The following is a 16,026-nucleotide window of genomic DNA, read 5'->3' as shown; positions in this document are numbered from 1 at the left end:
TGGCTTGGACAACCAAGTGAGTGTTGATCGCGGCAATTTGGAAAGACATGGGTTCCGTCTCATAGCTGCGCTAATCACCAAAGAACAATCATCCGGCCACCTCCGCAGTCAACTAACGCAAATGAAGGTTGGGGTAATTCTAACGCTTATGCCCTCCATCAAAAGACGGTGGTGCGTTTGAGCTCTCAGTCGACCTATTCCCCAAAGGGTGAATGGCCGGGTCGACCAGCTTGCCAATAAGAGCAGATGTTACCCGTGATCATTCATCAGTAGCTTGATGATGGGCGCTAACCACGAAAGCGCGGCGCTGAGCCGCAGCTTCCGGTCAAACAAGGCAATAGTTCTGGCGCGACTGACAATCCGCAGTTGAGGTATAGAATGGTTGGGACTCTTATGGTTTTGCGTGACGGTGCTGGTCCTCGTTCTTTACGTTATACGACAAGAACGTCACTCGTTGCAGCATTAGCGGCGCTGATCTTGCCAGCTCCGGCCGAAGGCGTGGTTGCAGGGAATGACGCCGGGCCGCATCTACTTTCTCCGCAATATCTCGCGCTGCCAAACGCGCGAAAGTTCGCAACTCTGCCGCACCAACGCGTTGCGCAGCGACCCGCGTGAGAGGTGTCATGAAGCGACCGGCCATCAGCGTGCTTATCAACAATTATAATTACGCTCGCTTCGTTGGCCGTGCGATTGACAGCGTCTTGGCACAACAGGCGCCGGACATCGAGATAATCGTCGTAGACGACGGGTCAAGCGACGAATCGTGCTCCATTCTGGCCGCCTACGGCGACCGCATTAAAGTGCTCTTTCAGGAAAATCAGGGGCAGGCCGCCGCGATCAATGCCGCAGTACAACTAAGCAGTGGCGACATCCTCAGTTTTTTGGATGCAGACGACTGGTGGGCGCCGGACAAGCTGTCCGCGACTGCGGCGGCTTTCCACACGAATCCTCAGGCATCACTCGTCTATCACCGACTTCAGCCAGCGCTGACCGATGGCTCGCCGGTCCTCAAGCCAATCCCTCGAACCTTGTGTTCGGGAGATTTGTCGCCACGGCTCACTCAGTCGGCTGGCTGGTGGCCGTTCCCGATGACGTCCGCAATCGCTGTGCGACGCAGCGCGTGGGATGCTGCAGGGGATATTCCCAAACAGTTCCGCATATCTGCCGACGCTTGGCTTGTGGGCATCTATCCGTTCCTAGGGGACGTTGCTGCTTTGCCCAGTCCTCTTGGATTCTACCGTATTCACGACAATACATGGTATCGGCCGATCGATGATGCCGCCATGCTGCGAAAGCGAATGGCTCACTGGCTTGCGGTCGTTGAGGCGACAAACATCTTTCTTGCAAGCCGGGGGTTAGCAGAGAGGCTTCATCTGGCTGATCATTATCCTTACCGGATCGCGTCAGCGAAGCTGGGCGGCGTTGATTGGCGCACTCGGTTCAAAATTGCAGTCGAAGGACTTTTCTTTGCAGGAGAACCAAATTTGCTTAGGCGGGTGCGCGATGCGTTGCGCACAGCTTACAACCTCCCTCGGCTCGATCGAGACGCCGGCGTATCGGAGCCCGCGAAATGAAAGCGCTGTTGCTGGTTTCCGAACTGGAAGACTACACCATCTCCTTCGCCAACGGCGTTGCGGGACATGCGCAAGTCGTCCTGGCGGTTCCGCGCAGGCGCTATGCGCGCCTTGCCTCCTGGCTTGATCCGGCTGTCGATCTGCACCTTATGGACTGGCCAAGGCACCGCTCGCTCTCTAATCCATGGTTCCTTCACCAGCTCACACGTCTCATCCGGCGCGAACGGCCCGACCTCATCCACCTCTTAAGCAATTCTACCCTTTGGTTGAACTTCGCTGCTCCGTTCTGGCGACCCATCCCGCTTGTCACGACCGTGCATGACGTGGATGTGCATCCTGGCGATTCCGATACCCGAACGCTACCTGCCTGGGCATCCGGATGTATGGTGAGGCAATCAAAACATGTCATCGTACATGGCGAGGGGCTGAAGCAGATGATCCTCGACCGATACAAAAAAGCCGCCAATTGCGTCCATGTTCTGTCCCATCCGGCCATTCCTCGTTATGCCGACCTCGCGCGGCAGCAGAAATTGGCGCGACGCCGCGCAGACGGAACCGTGCGCGTCCTGCTCTTTGGCCGGATTTTTGCTTACAAGGGCTTGGAGCATTTGATCCGCGCCGAGGCGATGCTCAAGGACTCGCTCCCCAATCTACGCATCACTGTGGCGGGCCGTGGCGACGATGCGTGGGCCTTCCAGTCACTCATGGGAGAAGCTATCCGCTATGATATTCACAACCGCTTTATTGAAGATGCGGAGGTTGCCCAGCTTTTCCTGGACGCCGATATCGTTGTTCTCCCCTACACGGAAGCCTCCCAAAGTGGGGTCCTCAACATCGCAGCGACGTTCGGCAAACCCGTTATCGTCACAGACGTCGGCGAATTGCGGGCCACTGTTCAGCCCAATAGGGTGGGATTGGTGGTTCCCCCACGGGATGCCGAACAGCTTGCGAGAGCCATCAGGGTACTGGCAGAAAACGGCGAGCTCAGAAGCCGCTTCGGGACCAACGCACTCGAATGGGCGACCGGACCGAATTCGCCTAAACAGGTCGGAGCCAAGGCCGCCGCCGTTTATCGGGAGGTGGTCGGGGCATGTTGATGAAGGCGTTCACGAGCGGAAATCAGACAGCACCACGGAATGCGGCAACCGTACGCCACTATGTGCCGGGTGGCTGCGAGAACGGCGGCGGTATCGGCAGGCTGGTTGGCTATATATCCGGTGCGGCAAGGGAGTTAGGCGGAAAACATCTGGTTACCGATACCAGAGGAGCTCGATGGTCCGTGGCGACGTCGCCGCTGCACCTATTGGGTGCCGTCTTGATGATGGTGAAAGATAGGATCGTTGCTCCGGCACGCATTCACCATATCCATGTCGCGGGTCGCGGCAGCACTTCGCGAAAACTGATCTTAACGCAGGCCGCCCGTTTTCTTCGGTGCTTTCATGTCTTGCACCTGCACGACTACGATTATGCGAGCGACTTTGCTGCCCGCTCGCCTCGGCAACAATTGCTCATCCGCCGGATGTTTCAAAATGCTGATTACGTCGTGGTGCTCGGCCAGCGTGATCATATGACACTAACGACACTGCTGGGCGTGGAGGAGTGCCGTATAGTCGTCGCACATAATTGCGTTCCCGATCCCGGAATACGCAATGTTCGGGTCGGCGAGACGCCGTTGATCGTATTCCTCGGTCGATTGAGCGAGCGTAAGGGTGTTAAGGAGCTTCTGCTTGCGCTAAGCGACCCGATCATGAAAGAGCTCCGGTGGCGAGCCGTGCTGGCTGGCGACGGGCCTGTAGAAGACTACAGACGCCAGGCCGCAGACATGGCGCTTTCAGATTTAGTGGAAATGCCAGGCTGGCTTGACGCCAACGCGGCGCGGGCCTTGTGCGCACGGGCAGATATTCTGGTCTTGCCCTCGCATGCCGAGGGCATGGCGATGGCGGTGATGAGGGTCTTGCCCACGGCCTCGCCGTCGTCACTACCCGTGTTGGGGCCCATGACGAAGCTATTTCCGATGGCGAAACTGGCATCTTCGTGCCTGTCGGAGACAAGGATGCTTTGGCTGTAGCATTGGCAAAACTGGTCAGTGATCCTGACATCAGGAGCCACCTCTCCTCCAAAGGCCGTGCCCACTATCTCAAGCACTTCAGTATGGACGCATACATGCGATCGCTGGAAAATCTCTATGAAGCAGTCTCCGCGCCACGCAAAAAAAGGGTTGGAGCACCATGACAATCTCAACTCCTCCTCCGGCCCGCAGCGGCTCGTTCCCGTCGATGCGCTATGAGCCACAGTTCCAGGCAGGGGCCAAATCGGACGATTTTGACCTGACGTCATGCTTGCGCCTCATCCGCCGAAGGACCCCCGTGATCGTGGCTCTCACCACACTGCTATTGGCACCTGCCATCCCGGTGATTTGGGGACTGAAACCGAGCTATCATGCCGAATCCCGCCTGATAATTCACAGGCCTCTGGCGACAACGCTCGGCGCGGAGGATCCCGTCCGTAACGATCCGCTGGACCTTACATCTGAGACCGAGCGGCTTCTTTCCAGAAGTGCCGCAGAAAGAGTTATCCGCGAGCTGCGGCTCGAGGAGCGGCCTGAATTCAATCCGACACTGCGGAAAACCTCACTTGTCGGCAAGGCCAGAGAAACATTTCGCGATCTGTTCGACAATGAAGGAACGTCTTTGCCGATACGAAACAACCTGGAGCCGGTAATTCCGGCGTACTACAGAGCGCTCCGGGTATGGCGCGACGGCCAAGGCGGCGTTATCGAGATCGGGTTCGATTCAAGTGATCCCGAACTGGCAGCCGCGGTTCCGAACCGGCTTCTCAGCATCTACCTCGAAGAACGGAAGGTGAGTATCCGTGGCCGTCTGGACGCAGCGGAGGGATGGATTCAACAGCGAATCGCCGAACAGCAGGTTCGGGCAAAGGCAGCCCGTGATGCTGCCGACAGTTACCAGAAAACGATGAGCGCGACCTCAAACGACGACACGCAGGGTGACCAGATCAAGTCGTTGATGGAGCTGAGCGACCGGCAGATAAAAATCGAACAAAGCCGCGCCGAGCTAACCGCAACGATTTCCACTCTCGAAGCGGCCGACGACGCCTCCCTTGCTCTGCAGAATATATCCATCCCCGACAGCATTGGCGCGATGGTACGCGACCTTCGTGCGCAACAGCAAGATCTCGATCATCTTCTTGAGACATACGGCAATAACGCCGAAGCAGTGGTCGACTTGCGTGCAAAGATACTTAAGTCCCGCACGGATCTCGGTCTTGCGGTCGATCGATATCTCCAGTCAATGCGCGCCAAACTTACGGCACTTGATCGTGAAGGAGGCGCAGTCCGATCCGCGTTAGCGGCCGCTTACGAGCAACGTTCTCGCTCTGCCCTGGCACAAACTGAGTTGGCGCGGTTACAGCGCAGTGCCGAAAGGGAGCAAACGGCGTTAGATGAGCTCGAGGCGCAGCGCCGGACCTTGGCGGGACAAGCCATGCTGCCGGGAGCGGAAGTAGAGGTTCTGTCACCGGCTGCGGTGCCGCTCGCGCCACAGGGACGCGGACGGCTTTTCTATCTGATCGGTGCCCTGCTAGGTTCGATTTCGATCGCGGTGACGGCCGCTTTCGTGGTGGAGATGTTGGATAAGACTGTCCGCAGCTTCGACCAGTTGACCGGAATGGCGCGTATCTTGCCCGCCGGGTTCATACCACGCCTGAGAAGGACAGACCGGAAAAATCAATCCATACTCTTAGGACATGTTCAAGGCGGGATGTTTGAGGAAGCGATGCGCACCATCGTAATTTCGCTCAAACAATCCAATGGTGGAAAGTTACCGAGCAGTATTCTTGTAACGTCGGCTCACAGCGGAGAAGGTAAGTCTCTGGTCGCCAGATCGCTGGCAATCGAACTCGCCGCCAGCGGAAGCTCAGTGCTGCTTGTCGATGGCGATCTCCGACGCGGAAACCTCGACTCGATTTTCAAATCGGGGCTAAAGCATGGATTGAATGAATTCCTGCGCGGGCAGGCTGGAATCCAGGAGGTTATCCACCACCACCCAAGTGGCATCGACTTCATCCCAGCCGGCGCTCTCAGTTTGCGTCGCCGCGCCGGTTTGACTGCGGTGGCTGACATCATCGAGATGGCCCGCGCGCGCGGCCAAATCGTTATCTTCGACAGCGCTCCCGTACTTGCCTCGACTGATACGAGACACCTGGCAGCGTTGGCAGAACAAACGTTAGTCATAGTGAAATGGGGCAGAACGAGCCGCCGCGCTGTCGAACTCAGCTTGCAGCATCTGAAAAACTCACGAAATTCCGAAATTCCGATTGCCATCAATAACGTTAACCCGAAGAAGCATGCGCAATACAACTTTACAGACTCAGAACTATTTTCAAAATCATTGATGAAATACTATGTTCTCAAAACATAGTTTTGAATATATTGGAAAATTTATCTTTCGAGACCAATAATTTTATCTGGGAGGTGAAAATGAGTAGACCAGAAATCTTAAGTGCCGGCTTTACAAGCAAGGATGGAGCCAATCCGTCCGAACGGTTTCGTCGCAAACCTGCCTTAACAGCCCGCAATCCCATCCGGTTTCTGGCGGTCGGGCGACAAGCCGGACGATGGACTCGGTTGACAGGCGAAGCTCGCCTATTCCGTTTGATGTCAGCTTCTCGAAGCCGTCATGCCGACGGGTTCCATTTGGGAGGAAAATTATGGATGACGCGGTGAGAAATAACGGCAGAGTCGCGCTGATTTCCGGAGTAACAGGTCAGGACGGAGCGTATTTGGCCGAAATGCTCCTGGAGAAGGGCTATATCGTTCACGGCATCAAGCGGCGCTCATCCTCCTTCAACACCACTCGTATCGAGCATCTCTACGAGGATCCCCACGTCGAGAATCCTCGCTTTATCCTGCATTTCGGAGACATGACGGATTCAACGAATCTGATCCGGATCGTTCAGGAAACCCAGCCTGACGAGATCTACAATCTTGCGGCACAAAGCCATGTCCAAGTCTCTTTCGAGACGCCGGAATATACATCCAATGCGGATGGAACAGGCACCCTCCGGCTGCTTGAAGCGGTTCGCCTCTTAGGCCTGACCAAGAAGACCCGCTTCTATCAGGCGTCCACCTCCGAACTTTACGGCAAAGTTCAGGAAGTTCCCCAGAGCGAGACAACACCGTTCTATCCTCGCTCACCCTACGCGGCTGCCAAACTTTATGCCTATTGGATCGTGGTCAATTATCGCGAGGCCTATGGCATGCATGCCTCGAATGGCATTTTGTTCAATCACGAAAGCCCCATCCGCGGCGAGACATTCGTGACGCGCAAAATTACTCGGGCGGCCGCGGCTATCCATCTTGGCCTCCAGGAACGACTCTATCTTGGCAATTTGAATGCCAAGCGTGACTGGGGGCATGCGCGAGAATATGTCCGCGGCATGTGGCTGATGTTGCAACAGGATGAACCGGAAGACTACGTCCTGGCGACCGGCGAAACCCACTCTGTTCGCTCCTTTGTCGAGAAGGCCTTTGCCAAACTGGGCATGCCGATTGCTTGGCGTGGCGAGGGTGCTGAGGAAAAGGGATACGACAAGACATCGGGTCATTGTGTGGTGGAGGTCGATCCAGCTTACTTCCGCCCGACGGAAGTTGATCTTCTGATTGGCGATCCAACGAAAGCGTATAAAAAGCTTGGCTGGAAACATGAGACCAGTCTCGATCAGCTGGTTGCGGAAATGGTTCGCGAGGACCTGAAAGTAATGGCGCGAAATGTTCCGTCGATAGGTGTGAACAAAGGCTTGGCTTATGCCTGAGGTGATCTACAGCCTTGCTGGAAAAAAGGTCTATGTCGCGGGCCACCGCGGCATGGTGGGCTCTGCGATCGTGCGACGTCTCGCTTCTGAGGACTGCGAGATTTTGACGGCCACGCGCGCCGAGGTCGATCTGAGACGGCAGGAACAGGTCGAAGCCTGGATGTGCAAACACCGCCCCGACGTTGTCTTCCTGGCCGCAGCGAGGGTCGGCGGTATTCTCGCGAACGCTACCTATCCGGCTGATTTTCTATACGATAACATGATCCTCCAAGCGAACGTCATCCATGCAGCTTATAAAACTCACGTCGAAAAGCTTATGTTTTTGGGCTCGTCCTGCATCTATCCAAAAATCGCCGATCAGCCGATCGCTGAGGAGGCGCTTCTGACCGGACCCCTTGAACCAACGAACGAATGGTATGCGATCGCCAAAATTGCCGGATTGAAGCTCTGCCAAGCTTATCGCAAACAGCACGGCAAAGATTTCATCTCGGCCATGCCGACCAATCTCTATGGTCCGGGTGACAATTTTGACCTCGAGTCGAGTCATGTCATGCCGGCACTAATACGCAAAACGCATGAAGCCAAGATTCATCAGCAGCAAGAAATATGCATCTGGGGCACTGGAAATCCACGACGCGAATTCCTGCATGTCGACGATTGCGCCGACGCGTGCGTCCATCTCATGAAGACCTATTCGGCCGAAAGTCATGTGAATGTCGGCTCCGGCGAAGATATCACCGTCCTCAACTTGGCGCATCTCGTCTCCATGGTTGTGGGTTTCGAAGGTAAAATTACTCACGATCTGACCAAACCGGATGGCACGATACGCAAACTCATGAGCGTCGACAAACTCCGCACACTCGGCTGGTCGCCTAAGATAGGGCTAAAAGAGGGCATCGCAGACGCTTATCGCTCTTTCCTGAACGGGCGCAATTTTGAACGCAGCAACGCAGTGCCGCTAAACGGCAACGCTTGAAGTGCTTCCTGGTGGATCCGTCAGTGATTCTTCCGCAGGGGCGTCCTCGCCGCCATGCTCGTCCAAGACGGTGCTGTTGACAGACATATCATCCTGGTCGTCGCAAGGCTCTGGCATCGATCATGTGGTTATTTGCGAAATCACCTAATTTGGGGAGGCGCGTTGCCCGTCCTCAGCTCTTCGAACCAGGCGAGCGACCACCTCAGTCCGGTTCTGGACCCGCAACTTGCGCATTATGTGCTGCAGATGCATCTTCACCGTATGCCCCGACAGGTTGAGCTTTCCTGCAATAACCTTGTTTGAGCAGCCACATTGCAACTCCGCGAGAACTTCCGCCTCCCGGGGAGTGAAATCGGCTATCGGCCAATATTGCGTCCTTTCATCCAAGCTTTTCTCCGCCTCGTTTCTGGCTGGAGCATGCTCGTCTGATCCATCTGCGACAACGCCCAGCAGCTGCGGGCAGAATGTTCCTCCCGCCAGAACGAGACGAAGGCCGGCAAGGGCAATATCAATGGGAAGTGATGTCGAAAAGAAACCCCGGATGCCCATCTTGAGCGCCTGACGAACTATACCGACATCATCTGTACCTAAGAGCAAGGTGACGGGAGCCTCAGGAAAGCGCTCGGCGATCGCCGCAAGATCGTCACGCAGGCTTATACTCTCGACACCCCTGCCGGCCAAATCTAGCGCAATTAAGCGCACCTCGGCTCCGAGAGCTCTATCAAGACTCTCTGTCGAGTTCATATCGATAAAATTCCAACCCGCGAATTCGCGCTCAAGAAGCTTCACCACAGTCGTGCGCGCCAATGTGGAATGTTGAATAACGACAATAGTTGGTAAATTGCGCCCGATGTGACGCTTAGCTTTAGCACTACTGGACACTTGACTGCTCCCCGAAATATTTGCAGCCCGTAATCTATGTTATTCTCGTTCTCGTTTCATGTCACGATACAAAAAGAGGTATTATTGATATCAATAGTCTTATTATCACGATAGTGATTATAGGATGTAAGCAATCATATAGATCAAACCTTTGCATGTATAATAAAATGAAATATTCATCTATCAGGATATATCGCTTCGATATGTCGCGCTGAAATCATAGGCAGAAAGCGCACCAGAGAAGCGTTGGAGGGTATTGGAAATATATATGAAATTATACAAACAAAGTCAGCAAATCCGGGTCGATGCAACTATCTATCGATCAACTTTGTTTTAAGCGCGACTTTCAATTTAAAGCCGCTGCAATATCGAATTTCGCACCTAGAGATCGCCGCCAGACACAACAAACGCAGACTGTCCGGATCTATAACAGCGTAAATATTGTTATGCCGGAATATTCCGCATCCCGGTGACCGGCATTCCGCGCAGTGTCGCTCCGAGAGGCAAAGGCCACTCGGATGATGCGATTCGGCATATATTTGAGAAATGGCACGCAAGACAACTTCATGAAGTTGAGCTTTCGCAATGCCAGCAGGAGACTATATGTCAGGTATGTCCGAAGCCCAGAATGTCGTCTACGAGGGCTGAGTGGGTGTCCATAAGGTTGCCGCCGCCACCATGGCCGCCGATGCCGGCCACTTGAAGTGCATGCTGATCGTAGAGAACATGGTCGATCTGCTGGGCATCCGCAGTGCCGCCGGCCGGAACTGCAATATTGATAGGATGGAAATAGGCGAGATTGACGTCCACCATGCTGCCGGTCGACGATCCAAATCCGCCGCCGCCAGCTTCGTGGTTGCCCGTAAAAATCGTCCCCGATGACATGTTGAAGCCACCACCGTTGCCGCCGATGCCGGCAATCTGCATGGTGCCCTGATCAAAAATTGCGTTGTTTGTCTGATGGGCTTCGGCCGAACCGCCTGCAGCGCCTACCGCGATGTTGATCGGGGAGAAGATGGCCACGTTCACATCGACCATGCTGCCGACGAAAACGCCGTTGCCGCCATGTCCCGCATAATTGTCTCCGGTAAATGTAACTGCAGTTCCCGGGCTCACCGCCGGGTCGTGGAGTGCGACATTATGGTCCCCGCCGGAACCGCCGATGCCACCCATCTGGGTTGCCCCCTGCAGGAATAGCGCGTTATTCGATTGATCGGCGTGAGCCTCAGCGCCAGGCCCAACCGCCACAGCGGTGTTCACGGGGGCAAACACCGCAACATCGGAGCTAACGAGCCCACCAAAAAAGAGGCCGTTGCCACCGGTGCCGGCATGATTGACGTCCCCACCGCCGCCGATGGCAACATTGCCGCTTCCGCCATGCCCGCCGATCCCAGCTATTTCGGTGGGATGCTGATTGATTAGTGCATCGTTACCCTGGAAGGCGTCTGCGCTCGAATGAGGTCCCGCAATGGCCACATTCGAGGGCACGAAGACGGCCAGTGCGTTGCTGTCGATCACACCGTCGCTTATCCCGTCACCGCCGCTGCCAGCTGAATTGTAGGTCGGACCCGAAGCGACATCCAGTGGAAGCCAGGTCGGGACCAGAGCCAGATGCCCAGTGGCAGAATTGGAGGTGAGGTTCTGATCGGTGCCCGTTTTGGGCAAGTCTTCCAATACGGAACGGGTTTCCGTCATAACCATCTCCATTGCACAATTGACCCACATTGAGGTGGGTGGACAACTTATGCGGCCAGAATTTCCGAACATTGTGCATCTGAACGTGAGAAAAGCAGAGCCTGCAATTCGTCTACATCCAGTCGGCTAGTATCGTAGCCATTTGGCTATCATGGATGTAGCCTTTCATCATGTTAATTTGAGAGCGTCAAAGCCGCCTCGCAGGAGAGACCCGACGTGTTTGCGCCGTTTTCTCGCAACTGTTTTCGGCTCTGAACCGGCCCTCCTCAGCCCCCTAAAATTCAGCCTGTTCGCTTGAACTGCCTTTGCTTCGAAGGATTAGGCGCGTCGATCAGGCCCCGACCTGATCACGACCATCTCATCTACAGCCTATCACGACGCACTGAGGTCAAATTGCGCTCCGTCATCTCCGAACATGCGCCCGAACGAGTGTCCCCGAATATCTAGATAGTTCGCAGATTTGACCACAGGTAATATTCACCCGCGGTTATATTGCTGGCGGTGAAATACTGAGTACGCCTGCCATAGAACCCACAGACGAAACGAAAGCGAAGGAGGAACATCAATGCCTATTCCACAAATATCTGACACGATTCATTTCAGCGACCCGATTGCCGGCGACGGGAGCGCTGGCAATGGCGGCGCTGGCAATAGCCATGGCAATATCGACTACAATCCGGTTGCGTATGTCGCCAACGTGCAATCGGTCGAAGGAGCATCTACCGATCTGCACAACGGCGACCATGTCGGACAGATGGCAGATTGGACTGCCGGTAGCGGCGGACCTGGTGGCTTTACTCAGGCCCAGAATGGCTTCCTGGCGGCAGTCACGAATAGCGGCGCCGGAGGTGCCGGAGGAGATTCTCACTCCAACGGGAGCCAGGGAAGCGTGAGCGGCGGCGATACGGCGGCGGTAAGCGCGGGTACGACGGCGACGCAATATACTCAGCTTATGGCTGATCAGCATGCCACCATTCTCGCGGGAGTCGGCGGCAACGGCGGTAACGGCAACATGGCCCGCGGCGGCGACATCTCGGCAGCGCTAGTTCACACGGATCCCTCAACGACGACCGTGAATAATGCTCTCGATCATTTCACGAACGACTTCGGCCATATCGACCTCAGCCATCTTGGCTCATGAACCACGAGCCCAAGGGTCGCCGGGTTTGGCTGGCGACCCTCATAGGCTGCGCAATCTACCGGCAGCCTCGTCTTGTCAGCATCACGTGGAGCGAGATCGATAATGGCAACGCCTTCTGTAACGCCATCGCGCCCACAGACAGAGCTCGTTGTTGCGCTGCGGGCCTGCGCCGGAGCCCTAGGGTTGGTTTTCCTCTATAGCTGCGGCTACAATCTCTTCCTCTTAGCACCTTCCGTCTATCTCCTGCAGATCTATGACAGGGTTCTATCGAGCCGAAGCGCTGACACGCTTCTGATGCTGACAATGATCATCGCCATCGCCGTGGTGGTCGGCGCAATGCTGGACATCGTGCGGCGGGCAGCTCTCTCGCGCATCGGCAGCTGGCTGGATCACAGACTACGGCCCATGGTGCTCACCGCATCATTCGAATATGCTGCGCGCGCCGATGCGGGAGCCGCCACAGAATGCTACAGGGACTTGGCCACCTTACGCCAATTCCTGGATTCACCGGCAAGTTCCCTGTTTTTTGACGTACCCTGGGCGCCGGTTTTCCTGCTCCTGCTCTTTCTTGTTCATCCCCTGCTTGGGGCGATCGGTCTTCTGAGCGCACTGGCGCTTCTGCTGTTTGCGTTCCTCACGGAATTGGCGACGCAACAGCCGCTCGCCCGCGCCAATCTTGCCCTTTCTAGAAGCTATATGCGATTTGCGAGCATCCTCAAAAACATCGAGGTGATCCGGGCAATGGGCATGCAGTATGGTGCAGCGTTGCTGGTCTATCGCGATGCGGAAATGGCAAGAAGGGCGCAAGACATTGCGATGCATCGAACGGAGATCATTCTTGGTTTCTCCAAATCGATCCGGACACTCGCGCAGATCCTGATGATGGGATCTGCCACATGGCTCGTGCTTGCGAGCAACAGCAGCCCCGGCATCATCTTCGTTGCGAGCCTGCTGCTCGGGCGCGGGCTTGCGCCGATCGAGGGCGCGATAGGTGCATGGCGCTCCCTGACCTTTGCTCGCAATGCCTTCAATCGCCTTAACCGAATGCTGATCGCCGTTGCATCGGAACGCGATGCCCGAACGATACCGCAACCGGAACCCAATGGCCTCGTTCTCGATAACGTCGGCTATATTCAGCCATTCGCCAACAGGCAGATACTGACGGGCATCACATTGCGCCTGGCGCCCGGCGATTGCGTCGCCCTCATCGGCCCGTCGGGATCGGGGAAATCGACGCTAGGTCGCGTCATCGCCGGCGTTGTGCAAGCAACAAGCGGCTGCGCTCTTCTTGGCGGGGTCGATATTTCGGCCCTACGCCTTTGCGGAGGGACCCACCACGTCGGATACCTGCCGCAGGACATCGAACTCTTCGGCGGAGCAATCAAGGATGTGATCGGCCGGCTGGATGGAGCAGATTCTGCCAAAGCGATCGATGCCGCGAAGCTGGTTGGATTGCACGAAGCGATCATGCGGCTGCCAAAGGGCTACGAGACCGATATCGGCGAAGGCGGAAGCCTGCTCCTTCGCGCTCAGCGCCAACAGCTGGGATTGGCACGGGCCGCCTATGGAAATCCGTCCCTCATCGTTCTCGACGATCCGAATTCGAGCCTGGATTATGACGGCGAGCGCATGCTTTACAAGGCGATCGAGCGCATGAAATCGAGGGGCATGACCGTCGTTATCATAACTCACCGGATGGGTATCCTGCCAGTTACCAACAAGATTGCGATTATGCGCAACGGGACGGTATCCGCCTTCGGCGACAGTGAGCGGATTTATGAAACCTATCTTCAACCGCCATCTCGAACAGGAACGTAGGGAGGAACGCCATGACCCTTGTTCGACTGGACGCAACGCTGGCAAGATTTTCGAATTCATCAAGAGCTAGTCAACGGTTCGCTGAACGATCAATTGCGGCGCCCAAGCAACTGGTAGCCTACGCGCCGGTGATCGAGTCGAAACAGCGCGGACCCGCGCCCCCTTCGCCGATACCGAGGCTTAGAGGCGTTATCTGGACAGGGAACCTATTAATCGGCGTCTTCATAGTCGGATTGGGAATCTGGTCAGTTCTCGCACCGCTGAAAAGTGCAGCGGTTGCATCGGGCGTCATCGAACCGGAGTCCAGCCGCAAGACCATTCAGCACCTGGAAGGCGGAATCGTGCGACGCATACTCGTCAAGAACGGCGACGCGGTCACGGCCGGTCAAGTCTTGATAGAACTCGACGACACGAAGTCCCGCTCGGAGCGCGACAGCATCCAAGGCCAGCTTTGGGACGCCGAAGGAAGCCGCGCCCGCCTGCTTGCCGAGCAAACGGGCACCGATGATATAGTCTTTCCGCAGGATCTCAGGGTAGCAATGGACAAAGATCTTTCGGTCGGCGCGATTATAACCGGACAACGGAAAATCTTTGAAGCGCGCCGCGAGGTCATGCAGGCAGAAGCTGGTATCACCAATGAGAAAATCGCGCAGGTTCGGCAGGAAATCATCGGACTTAGCGCGCAAAAGGCGGCACTGACCGATAGAGCGGTAATCTCGCAGCAGGAACTGAATCAGGTTACGGCTCTCAACGCCAAGGGATTGGAACGAAAGAATACTGTTCTCAACCTTCAGCGGGAAAAAGCAGACCTTGCCGGCCAGCAGGGTCAGGTGGAGGCGCAGATTTCCCGCGCCTACCAAGTGATCAGCGGGGCGCAGGCCGATCTCGCAAAGCTTGAGAGCGACCGGCTGAGCGAAGTCGCGCAGGGCATGCGCGATACGGAAAACCAGATAATGCAATTGCGCGAGCGCTTGTGGGCGATCGACGACCAGCTTTCAAGGACCGAGATCCGTGCCCCCGAAGATGGAACAATCATGAACCTGCGCATCCACACCGCCGGCGGAGTGATCGGCGCGGGCGAGCCGCTCGTGGATCTTGTGCCGCGCAGCGATCGGCTCATCGTATCAGCCCATGTCAGACCGGAAGACATCAATCTCGTCCGTGCGGGGCTTGAGGCGCAGGTTCACCTCCTCCCATACAATCAGCGGCGCGTTCCATTGCTGAAGGGCCGGGTCGAATATGTATCGGCGGACCGTCTCACCGACGCGCAGAGCGGCCAGCCGTACTTTGCCGCGACGATCCGAGTGACGGACAAGCGGTTGGCGAAAATGAGCGACGTCGAACTGGTCGCGGGCATGCCCGTACAGACATTGATCGAAACGGGCAAAAGCAGCGTGGCGTTCTATGCCATCAGACCACTCCTCGACAGCTTCAACAGAGCATTTCGTGAGGACTGAAGCGGTGATGGGCAAGAGAAAATTCAACGACGACCAGATTACCGGCATTCTGAAGGAGCACCAGGCAGGGGTGACGGTGGCGGATGTTTGCCACAAGCACGGCATCAGCGAACCGACCTTCTATCGATGGCAATCCCTGCAGTCCGGAAATACCGGTCTCGATACCAAAAGATTGAGAGCACTGGAGGAAGAGAACCAGAAGCTCAAGAAGCTTCTGGCCGAAGCCATGCTCTCGGCGGCGACGCTGAGTGAGATGCTAGCGAAGACATCGAATGGGCGACACTAACCGTTAAGCCTTTCATTTCAGCAATAATCGCCCTCTCCACAGCACTCTTCGGTGATCCAATGGTTGGATCCTGTTCTGCTTCGATCACCATCCACACTTTATAGCCGCGCTCGAAGGACCTGATGAAGGGCGCAGGCCTCACGTGTGGCGGTCCTAAACATAATTCGCGTCGAAGGACGATCTTGCCGTGTTTGCATAGCGGTAGGCACTGGAAAACACCACAAAAAGATGGTCGACCGCGGCGGCAACGCCTCAGATCCCTTGGAAGCAATCATGTCGTTCTGTCTCTCCAAGGATCACAGAGGAGAGAAGGCGGAAGGTTGCCCGCTTTGGCGCTGAGTGCGGATGCGGCTCGGCAAAAATGA

General features: G+C 56.1%; 10 protein-coding genes and 3 pseudogenes. 11 read left to right on the top strand and 2 right to left on the bottom strand.

Going from position 1 to position 16,026, the window contains the following annotated elements; all coding sequences use genetic code 11:
• The first annotated feature begins 623 nt into the window (after window positions 1-623).
• The 6 genes and pseudogenes from ACK83U_RS19995 (at window position 624) to fcl (ending at window position 8,382) form a co-directional block, all read left to right on the top strand.
• A complete protein-coding gene (locus tag ACK83U_RS19995) occupies window positions 624-1,574 on the top strand; it encodes a glycosyltransferase (RefSeq protein WP_112611262.1) in 951 nt (316 codons plus the stop codon).
• Window positions 1,571-2,671, top strand: coding sequence for a glycosyltransferase family 4 protein (locus ACK83U_RS19990; RefSeq protein WP_112611264.1), 1,101 nt, complete (start codon window positions 1,571-1,573; stop codon window positions 2,669-2,671). The genes ACK83U_RS19995 and ACK83U_RS19990 overlap by 4 nt, the downstream gene beginning before the upstream one ends.
• A pseudogene (locus tag ACK83U_RS19985) lies at window positions 2,665-3,806 on the top strand (glycosyltransferase family 4 protein). The gene ACK83U_RS19990 and the pseudogene ACK83U_RS19985 overlap by 7 nt, the downstream one beginning before the upstream one ends.
• Entirely contained in the window at window positions 3,803-6,013 is a 2,211-nt protein-coding gene (locus ACK83U_RS19980) for a polysaccharide biosynthesis tyrosine autokinase (RefSeq protein WP_112611268.1), read from the top strand. The pseudogene ACK83U_RS19985 and the gene ACK83U_RS19980 overlap by 4 nt, the downstream one beginning before the upstream one ends.
• 289 nt (window positions 6,014-6,302) lie before the next feature.
• Window positions 6,303-7,406 (top strand): GDP-mannose 4,6-dehydratase, encoded by a 1,104-nt coding sequence (gmd, locus tag ACK83U_RS19975; RefSeq protein ID WP_112611270.1) that lies wholly within the window; start codon window positions 6,303-6,305, stop codon window positions 7,404-7,406.
• The gene (gene fcl, locus ACK83U_RS19970; RefSeq protein ID WP_112611272.1) at window positions 7,399-8,382 is read left to right on the top strand and encodes a GDP-L-fucose synthase; all 984 of its coding nucleotides are present in this window, start codon (window positions 7,399-7,401) and stop codon (window positions 8,380-8,382) included. Before gmd ends, fcl begins: the two co-directional genes overlap by 8 nt.
• A 255-nt stretch (window positions 8,383-8,637) precedes the next feature.
• On the opposite strand, the pseudogene ACK83U_RS19965 reads toward fcl, so the two are convergent.
• Window positions 8,638-8,931, bottom strand: a pseudogene (locus tag ACK83U_RS19965) (helix-turn-helix transcriptional regulator); the annotation flags it as partial.
• Window positions 8,932-9,870: 939 nt separating this feature from the next.
• A complete protein-coding gene (locus ACK83U_RS19960) occupies window positions 9,871-10,959 on the bottom strand; it encodes a hypothetical protein (protein WP_112611276.1) in 1,089 nt (362 codons plus the stop codon).
• 565 nt (window positions 10,960-11,524) lie between these two features.
• On the opposite strand from ACK83U_RS19960, the gene ACK83U_RS19955 reads away from it, so the two are divergent.
• The 5 genes and pseudogenes from ACK83U_RS19955 to ACK83U_RS19935 all read left to right on the top strand — a co-directional run.
• Entirely contained in the window at window positions 11,525-12,100 is a 576-nt protein-coding gene (locus ACK83U_RS19955) for a PE-PGRS family protein (protein ID WP_112611278.1), read from the top strand.
• Window positions 12,101-12,202: 102 nt separating this feature from the next.
• Entirely contained in the window at window positions 12,203-13,918 is a 1,716-nt protein-coding gene (locus ACK83U_RS19950) for a type I secretion system permease/ATPase (protein ID WP_112611280.1), read from the top strand.
• An 11-nt stretch (window positions 13,919-13,929) separates the two neighbouring features.
• Entirely contained in the window at window positions 13,930-15,375 is a 1,446-nt protein-coding gene (locus tag ACK83U_RS19945) for an HlyD family type I secretion periplasmic adaptor subunit (RefSeq protein WP_112611282.1), read from the top strand.
• 7 nt (window positions 15,376-15,382) lie between these two features.
• On the top strand, window positions 15,383-15,661 hold the full coding sequence (locus ACK83U_RS19940; protein WP_162708114.1) for a transposase: 279 nt from the start codon (window positions 15,383-15,385) through the stop codon (window positions 15,659-15,661).
• Between the two features lie 113 nt (window positions 15,662-15,774).
• Window positions 15,775-16,023 (top strand): annotated as a pseudogene (locus tag ACK83U_RS19935) (TetR/AcrR family transcriptional regulator); the annotation flags it as partial.
• Window positions 16,024-16,026: the final 3 nt, after the last annotated feature.

This window comes from Rhizobium sp. WW22, assembly GCF_047041135.1.
GTDB lineage: Bacteria > Pseudomonadota > Alphaproteobacteria > Rhizobiales > Rhizobiaceae > Rhizobium.
The sequence above is the reverse complement of the archived record's forward strand: the minus strand, read 5'-3'. Positions and strand labels throughout refer to the sequence as shown.

Coding starts and splice junctions, on each gene's coding strand:
- ACK83U_RS19995 (WP_112611262.1), top strand. CDS start 624: ATGAAGCGACCGGCCATCAGCGTGCTTATCAACAATTATAATTACGCT.
- ACK83U_RS19990 (WP_112611264.1), top strand. CDS start 1,571: ATGAAAGCGCTGTTGCTGGTTTCCGAACTGGAAGACTACACCATCTCC.
- ACK83U_RS19980 (WP_112611268.1), top strand. CDS start 3,803: ATGACAATCTCAACTCCTCCTCCGGCCCGCAGCGGCTCGTTCCCGTCG.
- gmd (WP_112611270.1), top strand. CDS start 6,303: ATGGATGACGCGGTGAGAAATAACGGCAGAGTCGCGCTGATTTCCGGA.
- fcl (WP_112611272.1), top strand. CDS start 7,399: ATGCCTGAGGTGATCTACAGCCTTGCTGGAAAAAAGGTCTATGTCGCG.
- ACK83U_RS19960 (WP_112611276.1), bottom strand. CDS start 10,959: ATGACGGAAACCCGTTCCGTATTGGAAGACTTGCCCAAAACGGGCACC.
- ACK83U_RS19955 (WP_112611278.1), top strand. CDS start 11,525: ATGCCTATTCCACAAATATCTGACACGATTCATTTCAGCGACCCGATT.
- ACK83U_RS19950 (WP_112611280.1), top strand. CDS start 12,203: ATGGCAACGCCTTCTGTAACGCCATCGCGCCCACAGACAGAGCTCGTT.
- ACK83U_RS19945 (WP_112611282.1), top strand. CDS start 13,930: ATGACCCTTGTTCGACTGGACGCAACGCTGGCAAGATTTTCGAATTCA.
- ACK83U_RS19940 (WP_162708114.1), top strand. CDS start 15,383: ATGGGCAAGAGAAAATTCAACGACGACCAGATTACCGGCATTCTGAAG.